The 11,820-nt window shown below is 72.7% G+C and carries 11 protein-coding genes; 3 read left to right on the forward strand and 8 right to left on the reverse strand.

Translation table 11 applies throughout. The features are described 5' to 3' along the window. Positions 1-499 precede the first annotated feature (499 nt). A complete protein-coding gene (locus IN07_RS19550) occupies positions 500-1,177 on the reverse strand; it encodes a response regulator (protein ID WP_036339230.1) in 678 nt (225 codons plus the stop codon). Beyond that, the gene (locus tag IN07_RS19555; protein WP_052091527.1) at positions 1,174-2,460 is read right to left on the reverse strand and encodes a sensor histidine kinase; all 1,287 of its coding nucleotides are present in this window, start codon (positions 2,458-2,460) and stop codon (positions 1,174-1,176) included. Before IN07_RS19555 ends, IN07_RS19550 begins: the two co-directional genes overlap by 4 nt. Before the next feature lie 308 nt (positions 2,461-2,768). Here IN07_RS19555 and IN07_RS24205 point away from each other — a divergent pair, with 308 nt between their 5' ends. The 3 genes from IN07_RS24205 to IN07_RS24210 are packed head-to-tail and all read left to right on the forward strand — an operon-like array spanning position 2,769 to position 5,265. Next, a complete protein-coding gene (locus tag IN07_RS24205; protein ID WP_052091528.1) occupies positions 2,769-3,344 on the forward strand; it encodes a DedA family protein in 576 nt (191 codons plus the stop codon). Continuing rightward, positions 3,341-4,549 carry a glycosyltransferase gene (locus IN07_RS19565; RefSeq protein ID WP_036339233.1) on the forward strand — a complete coding sequence of 403 codons (1,209 nt, stop codon included), beginning with the start codon at positions 3,341-3,343 and terminating at the stop codon, positions 4,547-4,549. The genes IN07_RS24205 and IN07_RS19565 overlap by 4 nt, the downstream gene beginning before the upstream one ends. Next, positions 4,546-5,265 (forward strand): DUF998 domain-containing protein, encoded by a 720-nt coding sequence (locus tag IN07_RS24210; protein WP_052091529.1) that lies wholly within the window; start codon positions 4,546-4,548, stop codon positions 5,263-5,265. Before IN07_RS19565 ends, IN07_RS24210 begins: the two co-directional genes overlap by 4 nt. 371 nt (positions 5,266-5,636) lie before the next feature. Here IN07_RS24210 and IN07_RS19575 read toward each other — a convergent pair whose 3' ends face one another. The 6 genes from IN07_RS19575 to IN07_RS19595 form a co-directional block, all read right to left on the reverse strand. After that, complete coding sequence (locus tag IN07_RS19575; protein ID WP_156119294.1) at positions 5,637-6,299, reverse strand: hypothetical protein; 663 nt, start codon at positions 6,297-6,299, stop codon at positions 5,637-5,639. 409 nt (positions 6,300-6,708) lie between these two features. Further along, entirely contained in the window at positions 6,709-6,882 is a 174-nt protein-coding gene (locus IN07_RS25445) for a hypothetical protein (RefSeq protein WP_156119295.1), read from the reverse strand. Continuing rightward, positions 6,879-8,159 carry a glycerophosphodiester phosphodiesterase gene (locus tag IN07_RS24215; RefSeq protein ID WP_052091530.1) on the reverse strand — a complete coding sequence of 427 codons (1,281 nt, stop codon included), beginning with the start codon at positions 8,157-8,159 and terminating at the stop codon, positions 6,879-6,881. Before IN07_RS24215 ends, IN07_RS25445 begins: the two co-directional genes overlap by 4 nt. Before the next feature lie 350 nt (positions 8,160-8,509). Next, positions 8,510-9,577: a hypothetical protein gene (locus IN07_RS19585; RefSeq protein ID WP_156119296.1), complete on the reverse strand. Its 1,068-nt coding sequence runs from the start codon at positions 9,575-9,577 to the stop codon at positions 8,510-8,512. A 586-nt stretch (positions 9,578-10,163) separates the two neighbouring features. Next, on the reverse strand, positions 10,164-10,643 hold the full coding sequence (locus tag IN07_RS19590; protein ID WP_036339312.1) for an SRPBCC family protein: 480 nt from the start codon (positions 10,641-10,643) through the stop codon (positions 10,164-10,166). A gap of 315 nt (positions 10,644-10,958) precedes the next feature. Beyond that, complete coding sequence (locus IN07_RS19595) at positions 10,959-11,699, reverse strand: GAF and ANTAR domain-containing protein (protein ID WP_036339241.1); 741 nt, start codon at positions 11,697-11,699, stop codon at positions 10,959-10,961. Positions 11,700-11,820: the final 121 nt, after the last annotated feature.

Consider the following 11,820-nt stretch of genomic DNA (forward strand, 5'->3'; position numbering starts at 1 on the left):
GGCCAGCACGGCCAGCCGGAGGCGTTCGCCGCACGGCTGCGCGAGGTCCTCGACGCGCGTTGACGCGTTCGCTCAGCGCTCCGGCAGGTCGACGAGGCCGGTGAGGTAGCGCGGTACGGCGCGGCCGACCGCCGCGACGATCTTCTCGGGCGTACCTGTGGGGCCCGATCAGTCGGGGGCCGTCCCAGTCCGACCTCGTTCTGGACGGGGTGATCGATCGGCGCCCATCCCCCTGCGGTCGTGCAGCGGGCATCGTGGGTCAGGAGTCGAGGGCGACCCGTCCCGGTACTCGATCAGCACTGAGGTCGTGCCGCCGCCTGAGTGGCCGGCGTCGCCGCGCAGGACGCTGGGGGAGGAGCGGCTCTCGGCGATCCGCATCACGGTCTTCATCCACGTGGGATCGTGATCACGCCCGCCGTCGGGCTGCACGACCGCCTGGATCGTGCGCGGCCTGTCCGGTTCGTCGGCACCGCGTCCTCGGCGGTCCCCCGCCACCGGCTCAGCGGTCCACGTCTCCCGGGCGGACCAGCCCGTTCTCGTAGCCGTAGACCACTGCCTGCGCACGGTCGCGCAGGTGCAGTTTCTGCAGCACCCGGCTCACGTGGCTCTTGGTCGTCTGCTCGGCGATGAACAGCTCCGCGGCGATCTCGGCGTTGGAATGCCCGCCCGCCATCAGCGTCAGGACCTCCCGCTCCCGCTCGGTCAGCCCGTTCATCGCCGGGTCGGGCGGTCGGGCGGTGGTGCGGGCGTCGACGAACTGCTCGATCAGCCGGCGGGTCACCCCCGGCGCCAGGAGGGCGTCACCGCCGGCGACCACGCGGATCGCGCGCAGCACCTCCTCGGGTTCGCTGTCCTTGAGCAGGAAGCCGCTGGCGCCGGCCTGCAGCGCGGCGTAGACGTAGTCGTCCAGGTCGAAGGTGGTCAGCACCACGACCCGCGGCCGGTGGCTGTTCGGTTGGTCTGCGGCGAGCATGCGCCGCGTCGCCTCGAGCCCGTCGAGGACGGGCATCCGCACGTCCATCAGCACGACGTCCGGCCGCAGGCTCCGGGCCGCCGCGAGCGCCCGTTCCCCGTTCTCCGCCTCGCCGACGACGGTCATGTCCTCCTGGGCGTCGACGACGGAGCGGATGCCCAGCCGGATCATCGACTGGTCGTCGACGACGAGCACGCGGATCACGAAGCAGCCCCTGGTCCGGCCGCCACGCCGTGGTCGGGCAGGTCGGTCGCGACGGGGACCTCCGCCGCCAGCGGCAGGTGGGCATCCACCTGCCATCCGCCACCGGGTACGGGGCCCGCGCTCGACCAGCCCCCCAGCAGCGCTGCGCGTTCGCGGATGCCGATCAGCCCGTGGCGAGCCCGGGTGGGCTCGCGGAGGTCCATGCCCGGACCGGGCGGAGCGACCGGGGAGGCGGTCGGTGGGTTGGTGACCGTCAGCTCGATCGCGTGTCCCTCCGGTGCGAGCCGGACGTCGACCGTCGCCGACGCACCCGGGGCATGCCGGACCACGTTGCTCAGCGCCTCCTGGACCACCCGGTAGGCCGCCGCCTGCACGATCTCCGGGACCTCCCGGGTCGCCAGCGCCGGGTCCACCGTCAGCCGGGCCGCCGTTCCGCCGCGCGCCGTTCCGGCGACCAGCTCGGGCAGGTCGGCCAGTGTCGGGGTCGGCGTGACCGGGGCGTTCGCCCCGTCGTCCCGCAGCACGCCGAGCAGCTGGCGCATCTCCGCCATGGCGGCCTTGGCCGAGCCCGCGATCTGCTGCAGCTCGGCGGCCGCCTCCGGGCCCAGGTCGGGAAGCCGGAAGCGTGCGGTGCTGGCCTGCATGTGCACGACCGACATCGTGTGCGCCACCACGTCGTGCAGCTCCCGGGCGATCCGGGTGCGCTCCTCCACCAGTGCCCGCCGGGCCTGCTCGACCGCCACGTCCCGCTGGGCCGCCGAGAGCTCACCGGCCAGCCGGGACCGCTGCTGCCACACCGACCCGCCCACCAGCACCAGCAGGGCGCTGGCCGCGTAGACCGCGACGGTGATGTCGCCGGCGGTCTCGCTGCCCCACTCCCGCACCTGGACGGCCATCAGGCCGGCGAGGCCTCCGAGCGAGGCGCCCCAGACCAGGGCGGCCGGCCGCCAGCCGCGGCAGACCGCGAGCAGTCCGACGTGCGCCACGAGCAGCAGGACACCCGGGACCGTGAGCGGCCAGGGATGCCCGTCCACGGGGTCGACCGCCAGGGCGGTGGCCGCCGCCGCCACGAACTGGACGGCGGTGGCGAGCAGTGGACGGCGCAACGCCAGCGGGAGCGCGAGGCCCTGCAGCAGGCCGAGCGGTATCCCCACGGCGAGCGCCAGGCCGTAGGTACCCGTCGTGGTCGGTACCTGCAGGAGGACCAGCAGGATCCCGGCGATCGCCGTGCCCGCCGTCCAGGGCCTCGCGGGGGCACGGCCGTCCGGCCGGGTCACCGCCATCCGTCGTCCACCTGCCGCTCCTCCGCCGTCCGGACGGGCACCGGCCCGCCGTCGATCCCCTTCCGCGGGCTCTCCTGCATGCACGCTAGAGCGTCGCGGAGGGACCGTCGTCCCTCTCCCGAGCGGGGGACCCCCCTACCGCGGTACGGGTCCGCCCCCCTGGTGAAGCCACCGCGGAGCCATGCCGAACAGCTCCGCAGGCCGACGACCACGGCGTCCTCGCCGTCCTAGCTTCTCCTCGCCGCCGGAGGGTCCGGCGGTTGATCCGCCCCGTCGCCCGGGGCGGGTCGGGAGGGAGCAGCGACCAGGTGCAGCCCCATCTCGTCCTGGCGGTGCTGATGCTGCTGGAGGGGCCGGCCACCACGGTGGCGGCCGGTTCGATGGTCGGCGCCGGTGTGCTGGCGCTGCTGCCCGTGTGGCTGCTGGCCGTCTCCGCCGACGTCGTCGGCGACAGCCTGCTGTACGCCCTCGGCCGGAGCGGGCGGCATCGGCGCATGCTCCCGCTGCTCGCGCGGCTCGGTGTCCACGGAGCCCGCGCAGCGCAGCTCCGGGAGGACGTGCGTCGACGCCTCCCTCGCGTGGTGGTCGGCGCGAAGCTGGTCGACATCGGCGCCGTTCCGGCCTTCCTCGCGGCCGGCCTGGCCGGCGTGCCCTACCGCCGCTTCCTCGGCTGGGTCGCGTTCACCAGCTCCGCGCGAGCGGCCGTGCTGGTCGCCCTCGGCCTGCTGGCGGGTCCGCACATCGCGGGGATCACCAGCTCGCCCTGGGCCTTCGTCGCGCTCAGCGCGGCACTGGGCGGCTGCGTGCTCGCCGTCTCGCTCATCGCCAAGAAGCTCATCGCCAAGAAGTCGTCCTCCCTACGAACTCGAGGGGTTCTCCCGTGAAGATCCTGATCGCCGCCGACACCTATGCGCCCGACGTCAACGGCGCCTCGTACTTCGCCCAGCGGCTGGCCGCCGGCCTGGCCACCGAGCACGAGGTGCACGTGCTCGCCCCGTCCCGGAGCCGCCACAGCACCTCCGCGCAGGCCACCGGAGGCGTCACCGAGCACCGGGTGCGTTCTGTGCCGGTGCTGCTCCGCCGCGGCTTCCGGATCTGCTCGCCCGCCGGGTTGCAACGCCGCGTCCGAGCAGTGCTCCAGACGGTGCGACCGGACGTGGTGCACGTCCAGAGCCACTTCCTGGTGGGACGGGCGGTGCTCCGTGCGGCGCGCGCGCTGGGCATCCCCGTGGTCGCCACCAACCACTTCATGCCGGAGAACCTGCTGCACTACGTGCCCGGTGGCGCCGCCGTCCGGCGCCGGGCGCACCAGTGGGCGTGGCGGGACGCCGCCGGCGTGCTCGCCCTCGCCGACGTGGTCACCAGCCCCACGCCGTTCGCCGCGGCGTTGGCCGAATCGGCCGGTGTCCCCGGGCCGGTGTTGCCGATCTCCTGCGGGCTGGACCTGGACCGCTTCGCCCCCGGGCGCGACGGTGCCCGGTTCCGCCGGTCGCACGGCCTGCCGTCGGGTCCCGTCCTGGCCTCCGTCGGCCGGCTGGACCCGGAGAAGAACGTGCACGAGCTCATCGAGGCGCTCGCCCTGGTCCGGGCTCGGTCGGACCTCCACCTGCTCGTCGTCGGGGACGGTTCGGAACGCACCAGGCTCGAGGCGCTGGCCGCCGAGCGGGGCGTGGCGGGTGCGGTGACCTTCACCGGCGTCCTGAGCGACGCCGAGCTGCCCGAGGCCTACGCGGCCGCGGACTTCTTCGGCATGGCCGGCACCGCTGAGCTGCAGAGCCTGGTGACCCTGGAGGCGATGGCCACCGGGCTGCCGGTGCTGGGCGTCGACGCCGGTGCGCTGCCGCACCTGGTGCACCACGGCCGGACCGGCTGGCTCTACCGGCACGGCGACGTCGAGGAGCTCGCCGAGCGGCTGACCGCCCTGCTGGACGACCCGGCGTCCGCCCGGCGGATGGGCCGGCGCGCCCGGGCCGTCGCCGCAGAGCACGACCTGGGCGCCACGCTCAGCGCGTTCGTCGGCCTCTACGACGCCTGCCTCCGCTCCCGCACGGCGGACCAGCCCCGCCGCGATGTCCTGGTGCCGACATGACCGCGCTCTCGGCGCCGCCGCGACCCGGGCCGGCGACGGCCGTCGCGGCGGACGTCCACCCGGTCCCGGTGACCAGCAGCCGGCCCGGGCCGTGGTTGCCGGTCGTCCTGCTCGGGGTGGCCATCGCCGTCCTGGCCGGGATCGGCACCGACGTCGTCGGCGGCGACACCCTCGACGGCATGCTCAGCGACGCCGTGCACCGGCCCGCCGGCAGCTGGTGGCTCGCGGGGTGCATGGTGGGGCTGGAGATCGCGGCGGCCGGTACGGCCCTCGGGGTGCACCGCCGCCTCGGGGCCGGTGCCCGGCGGACCGCGGTGCTCGGACTGCTGGCGCTGTGGTCGGTCGGCCTCGCCGCGGTGGCCGCGTTCCCCACCGACCTGCCCGGGCTCGACACGACGGCGTGGGGACGGGTGCACCAGGTGGCGGCCGCCGTGGCGATGGTGGTGCCGTCGGTCGTCGGGCTCTTGGTCGCGGCGACCTGTTCGCCCCCGGCTCGCCGCGCCCTGCGTGGTGCGGCGGTCGGCCTCGGCGGGCTGGGCGCGTCCTTCCTGACCCTGCACGTCCCCGTCGTGTTCGCGGGCGCCGATCCGGTGTCGGGCATCGGGCTGGTCGAGCGGCTGCTGCTGGCCGGCACGGCGACGACCGCCGTGCTCGTCGCCGCGGGCCTGGCCGGCATCGAGGCTCAGCCGCCCGCCGCCGAGGGAGCTCTCCGGTGACCTGGCTGACCGACCTGCTGGGGGCCGTCCTCGGCTCCCCGTGGGTCTACCTGGCGATCTTCGGGGCGCACTGGAGCTGGGCCCCGAGAGCTCCGCCAGGCCGGCCAGCCGATGCAGTCCTTCAGGCAGTCGACGGGTATGCCGAAACCAGAGACAGCAGAACCCCCACCGGCCTGATGACCGTGGGGGTTCAACTCGGTGTCCGAGGGGCGACACGCTACATACGCACACGGTCGCGGCCTTGATCGGTGTGGCGTCCCCGTACCCGGCTCGCGGTCAGAGGCGCAGAGGGAGGCTGCCGACGGTGAGCCTGGAGCCGATGATCATCTGAGCCCTGGATCCATCGGGACACGCGGGTGGACGCAACCCGGTCAGATCACGACTGCCTGCTGGACGTTGCCATCGCGACGTCGAGCCGGCCGACGTGTCGCCTCCACGAGCAGGCACGCCCCGGCTCCGCACGTCAGCAGGCCCGAGATCGCTTCCCACCACGGCTGGGCATCCCAGGGACCGATCGCGTAGGTGGTGGAGGCGACGAGCGGCGATGCCAGTATCAGCAGCACCGCCGCCGCACGGCTCGCCCAGCCGCGGGACAGCACCGCGAGACGCCCGAGCAGGAACGGGAGCACCAGGACCCACAGCAAGGTGGTGATGTCCGGGGCCACAGGTCTGACAACGGCACCGTCGAGCCCCGAGCGCAGCGTCGCTAGTCCGATGTCGATCACGACCAGCACGGTTGCGAGCAGAACCAGGGCGGAGACGAGCCCCGACTTCCGTCCGGTCAAGGCCCAGGGCAGCAGAAGAAGGGCGCCTGCGAGGACGAGCAGGGACGCACCCGCCAGCTCTGCGGCCACTCCCGCGGCCATCCACGGCTCCATCGGTGGGAGGAAGTCGTAGAGGTGGTCCATCCGTGTCGCGCACTTCTGGGTCTCCTGGTCCCCGCTCCACGGGCATGCACCGGCCCAGCGCTGCCAGGACGCGGCGTACAAGAGGCCCCCGGACGCCAACAGCGTCGTCGCCACCCAGAGCTTCACGATCCTCGGCACCATGGCCTTCTCTCACCGCACAGTCTGTGGCGTCTCGGCAGGCAGCGTGTCCGCGCGGGCATCACGGGCAGTGCCGTCCTCGGATCGCGCGGGCACCGGAGACCCCTGCGAGAGCGAACGGTCTTCGGGCTCGGACCGACGCCAGAGGCTACCGGGGAGGACCCGACAGACGCGTCCGAAACGACGCGGAAGCCCCGGACAGGCGGTCAGACGCCCGGTCGAGGCAGCGGCTCCGCGACGGCGCACCGCGCGTGTCGCGGATGTCGCGCACGGCGGAACGACTGGCGCGGCCCCCTGCTCAGTCGACTCGTCCGGGGGGCGACCCGCTGCATACGCACACGTTCGAGCCCGGGTGGGCGACGAAGCCGGGCCATCGCACCCCCTACCTCCCAGCGCATCAGGCAGTCTGGTCGGTCTCGGCGGAGACGACGGCTTCCTCGCGACTGGTGAACGGCCCTGCGGTGCGGCCGTCAGCGCGGCAGGTCCACCGGTAGCCATCCGGAGCCTGCTCGATCAGGTAGCCGTCCGGGTCGGCGGGGCCGTGGCCTGGGCGGTCGTAGGGGTCGGTCATGTGAACACCACGTTCTTCAACCGAACGCCGGCGAACGCGCTGCCGAGGTGGACGACGGGCACGGGTCGGTAGGTGGCGTCCGCGACGGTCAGGGTCTCGGTGACGGAGTCCGTGCGCGTGAAGGCGAGTTCCGAGCCGGTGACGGTGATCCGCAGCTGGACGTACGCGCCCAGCGCCGGCGCCGTTCCCCCCGTGGACGACGCCAGGGTGATGGCGACACCCTCGACGACCCGACGGACGACCAGGTCGCCGTCCCCCCGCAGGACGAAGAGGTAACCGTTGGCGCCGGGCGACGAGCCGGACGACGGTCGGTACGGGTGGTCGTCGGTGCTCAGGAAGACGAACCCACCGCTGCTGTGGCTCGCCTGGTCCATCCGCACGTCCAGGTACAGCGTGAACGCCTCCGGGTCCGGCGGTGCGAGGAAGCCCATGAGCGTGCAGGTGACGGTCTCGGAGACGTCGAAGCCCCAGGAGGAGTCGTCCGGGTGGAACCGGCCGCGGCTGGTGTCCGGCAGCATCCCGGGCAGCCAGACCTGGCGCGCGAACAGGTCCGAGGCGCGGCGGTCCGCGTCTCCGGTGAGGTACAGGGGGTCGTCGGAGAAGATCGCGTCCACCCCGGCGGCGATGACAGCGTCCCGCTGGTGTCGGCGGTTCACCGTGTAGCAGGCCACCTCGATCCCCGCGGTGTGCGCCGCCGCGCAGACCGTCGAGGTGACGCGGCCCGCATCCAGGCCGATCCAGCCGATGCCCTCGGCGGAGGCCCGGGCGATGTCGGTGCTGCCGAGCCAGATGACGGGCCACCCCCGCGAGCGCGCCAGCCCGCAGTCGGCGAGGGCGAAGGACTGGAGCAGCACGGACGCCGGGCTGACACCGCGGCGCTCGAGCGCATCGAGCATCGGGCCCATGGCATCGCTGCTCTTGGCCTCGGCGCAGAGGAGGACGCGGTTGCCGAACTCGACGAGGACCTCCTCGAACAGCGGAGGGCGCAGCCCGTCGGTCCAGCCTCCGCCCAGGGTGACCGAGGCGTCGATGTCGAGCTGTTTCCAGGACACCGACGTGTGGTCGGCGACGTTGCCGCTGGAGGTGGTCATGCGGTCCACGGTGCCGTCGTGCATGACGCCCAGACCGCCGTCTGCGAGCCTCGACACGTCTTGCTCGATGACCGCCAGGCCCTGGCCCACCGCAACGCGGTAGCCCTCCATCGTGTGCTCGGGCACCTGGAGGGAGCCGCCGCGGTGGGCGATGACGAAGGGCCGGCTCAGGTCGGCGAAGCGCACTGACGATCCTGAGCCTGCTCCCTCGTGCCCGCGCCCCGCAGTCATCAGCGAACGGCCGATGCGGAAGGGCGTCTCCGGGGCATGGGACGGCTCGAGTCGAGCAACGATGTCATGTCCCGGCCGACCGCCCCTGCTGGAGAACCCGCCGACACCCGAGCGGTTGGCCGGCCGCGCACCAGCCTCGCACGTACGCAGGCCCCGGGCTGACGTGAACGGGGGTCACCGCCCGGGAGCCGTCGCCCGATGGGCCGGTGTCGGGCAGCTCGTAGGCCCCGAGATCCGACGGCCCGATCATCCAGGTGTCCCGGTGGCGTAGGCATGCCCGGCGTGACTGCGGCTGTGGCAGTACGTCACCCGGTCAACGGGAGCGCCCGCTCGACCCTGAGCCGCCCCCAGGGATAGACCTTCAGATCCCGGGGGAGGACGCCTGCCACAGCAAGGGCCAGCGCCCCGCCGAACGCGGCCGTCCCCACCGGGTCGCCGACCGGGGAGGCATCAGTGAGCACGACCGCCGACATCAGGCCGGCCAGGGCCAGGCCCCACCAGCGCCGGAAGTCGACACCCGCCACCGACAGCGCCGCACCGACAAACGCATGCGCGGCGACCAGCGAGGAGTACCAACTCCCCGCCCCAGCACTGAGCAGCTTCTCCAGCAGCCTGGCCGTGAGGAAGTAGAAGCCGCCCCAGAGTGCGAAGGACATCACGACGGGTGTTGGGCCGAAGAGGCGGAAGTACGCGAGGTTCTCGACGAAGCCCCGGTTGAGGGCGGCAAGCGCGTCGCCGGTGGGGCCGGCGGGGCGCGCCCCTGCTCGCAGTGCCTCGGCTCGCGCGGTGGTCAGTGCGTCCGCGGGAACGGGGGTCAGCAGACTTGCACCTGCCACGACCACTCCGGGTACCAGGACCCCTCCCAGCAGCTGGAGCCCTTGGTCCCGGGTCAGCTGGTGGTGGCGGCTGAGCAGGTGGACGGCCGCCACCACCGTCGGAGCGAGGACAGCCAGGAGGAACTCCTCACTCGCCACGGCCACGGAGACGGCTCCGGCGATCAGCACCGCACTCGCCGGGAGCGGCAGTCGAAGCCAGGCGAAACGGCCAGTTGAGAGCAGAGCCAGGACCAAGACGCCGACGCCGTCGTACCGGCCGACGTCGTGCAGCAGGAGAGTGCAGGTGAGCGGAGAGGCCACGAGCAGTCCGGTCGCCGCGATGCGTGGCAGCTTGCCGGGGCCGCGCAGTGCCACGTCGACGGCCATGGGCACGATCGAGGCCGCTGCCGAACGCGACAGTGCAACCCCCATGCGCTCCATCTGGCGATACGTCGGGCGTCCGGCCGTGAGGCGGCGCAACACCTCGCCGGGCAGGCCCCTGCGCACGAATCCTGAGCGGTAACCCAGCCAGTAGTTGGGGGCCTTGTAGTCGGTCACCGGCCGGGCCATACCGCCTCGGCCGGCCGGTGGCAGCAGTCTGACGACGGGCCGCGCGAGACTGGCTACGACGCTCGCGGCGCGCATGCACCCGCCGACGACCTGCCGACCGGACGTCGCCAGCCAGCGAACGGCGACCGGTCGTTCGCCGGACCACGGAGGCCGCCCCGTCCCGCGGCCGCACTCCCGCGTGTGCTTGTCCGAGACGTGCAGGGGAGTCACGGGCGGTTCCTCTCTGGGTCACGGCAGGCGCCGCGGACGGCACGGGGCGCCTCGGGCCGGATGTGGGCGGCCGCAGGGCAGAGTGTGGACTGGGTCGACTCGAGCCGCTTGACTCCGCGCGGCCCTGTCGGCAGGCAGGAAGACGTGGTCGGGGTCCTTCTCGACCACGTCTTCGAGGATGTCGTCGATGCGCACCCAGGCGAGCGCGAGCTGGGCATGGTGAGGCCGAGGTCGTCGGCGACGGGGCGTAGCTGCTGCACGCCGGTAAGGACGTCATCGGCCATGGATCCCTCGACCCGGGAACCGATTGCGGGAGCCTGCACGGGCCGCTCCTGCCGAGCGGATCCGGCGGCTGCCGTGGCGATCACCGCCGGGTCAGGACGACGTGTTCGAGGCGGTTGAGTGTTTCGGGCATGGTGCGCGCCATCCGCTGCGGGTAGCCCGGCAGCTGGATGGTCAGTGTCGGCAGCATCGCGCGTCCCCATTCGTAGGAGTGCCGGACGAGCGTTCTGTCTCCGTCGGGCAACAGGTCATAGCGCCACCACTGCCCCCCGACGACGGTGCGCCCGCGCCACTCCCCGACAGTCCGCCAGGCCAGCGTCCGGTTCTCCTCGTACGCGGTGACCTCGTTGACGCTCCGATAGCTGAACGGGCCCTGGCGCATGGCCATGGAGAAGCGCGCGCCGAGGTGCAGCTTGTCGGGGCCGTCCGGCAGCCCCTGCACCATGCCGGACCCGTCGAGGTGCACATGCTGATCCAGCGAGACCAACACCGCGAAGACCTCATCGGCCGCCGCCGGAATGCGCCGCTCGGCGGTGACTGTGCGGGCGTCGAGTCGCGTCACCGATCGAGTCTCGCAGAGTCCGAGTGCGGTCACGGGCGTTCGACCTCGGGTCTCCGATCAAGTCCTCAAGGCATCGGCGGACGTGCCGATACCAGGAACGGAAGAACCCCCGCCGGCCAGAAAGCCGCGGGGGTTCAACTCGGTGTCCGAGGGGGGAGTTGGACACCGGGAAGTGGGAGCCGTCCCACCGGCGTCCCCCTGGGTGGGGGAGGAGCGCGGTGTGCGCGGCTTCGTGGACATGGTCGGAACGTAGCGCGCCGGTCGGACAGGACGATCGTCGCCGGTTCGACATGCAGGCTCATCCGAGCCGACGGCCTAGTTCGACGCCTGCGACCGGCGCGGCACCGCGCCGGTCTCGGTCACCTCGGCGGCGATGTCGGCCAGCTTCCTGTTCGTCTCCTGCGACGTCCGGCTTAGGACTCCGAAGGCCTGATCGGCGGTGAACTTGTAGCGCTCCATGAGGATGCCCTTCGCCTGTCCGATCACATCCCGGCTGCTCATGCCGATACGCAGGTGCTCCTCGTGCTCCGCGCCGGCCAGTGCCACGGCGGCGTGAGCGGCGAACATGAGCCCAATCTCCTCGCACTCGTCGTCGAACGCGTTCGGTGTGCTCGAGTAGAGGTTCATCGCTCCGAGTTGGTCGCCCTCCACGAAGAGCTGGAAGCACATCATGCTGCCCACACCGAGGTCCCGCGCCGGCTGTGCGAACTCCGGCCAGCGTCGGTCGGTGCCGACGTCGTTGACGCGGACGATCTCGTGCTCCCAGACGGCGTCCAGGCACGGCCCCTGCCCGAGGCGCTCCTGCAGGGCATCGACCGCTTTGGGCAGCTCGCTCGTGGAGGCACGCGATTCCACGCTCTTGCGGCCGATCACATAGGTGATGCCGCACTCCTGGGCATTCGGCACGACGGCGACGGCTGAGGAGGTGATTGCCTGCAGCGTCCCCTCGACGTCGCCGTGCTCCTCCTGCAGCCGCCTGGCGGCGCGGCCCATGACCGCTCCGAGGTTCTCTCGGGCTTCGGCGGTGTCTTCGCCGCGGTTGCCCTGAACGGTCATGAGGGGAACCTACTCACCCGCTCCGCCTACGAACGTTCATCGCCCACCGCGGGCTGTGTCCGAGTCGCGGGGAATGCGCTCGCATGTCACGGTCAACGAGTGGCGGGGGGCCCCGGGGCCG

This window comes from Modestobacter caceresii (assembly GCF_000761485.1).
GTDB classification, from domain to species: Bacteria; Actinomycetota; Actinomycetes; order Mycobacteriales; family Geodermatophilaceae; genus Modestobacter; species Modestobacter caceresii.

Excerpts from the sequence above, each read along its gene's own strand:
- IN07_RS19555 (WP_052091527.1), bottom strand. The coding sequence starts at position 2,460 with ATGGCGGTGACCCGGCCGGACGGCCGTGCCCCCGCGAGGCCCTGGACG.
- IN07_RS24210 (WP_052091529.1), top strand. The coding sequence starts at position 4,546 with ATGACCGCGCTCTCGGCGCCGCCGCGACCCGGGCCGGCGACGGCCGTC.
- IN07_RS25445 (WP_156119295.1), bottom strand. The coding sequence starts at position 6,882 with ATGACCGACCCCTACGACCGCCCAGGCCACGGCCCCGCCGACCCGGAC.
- IN07_RS19595 (WP_036339241.1), bottom strand. The coding sequence starts at position 11,699 with ATGACCGTTCAGGGCAACCGCGGCGAAGACACCGCCGAAGCCCGAGAG.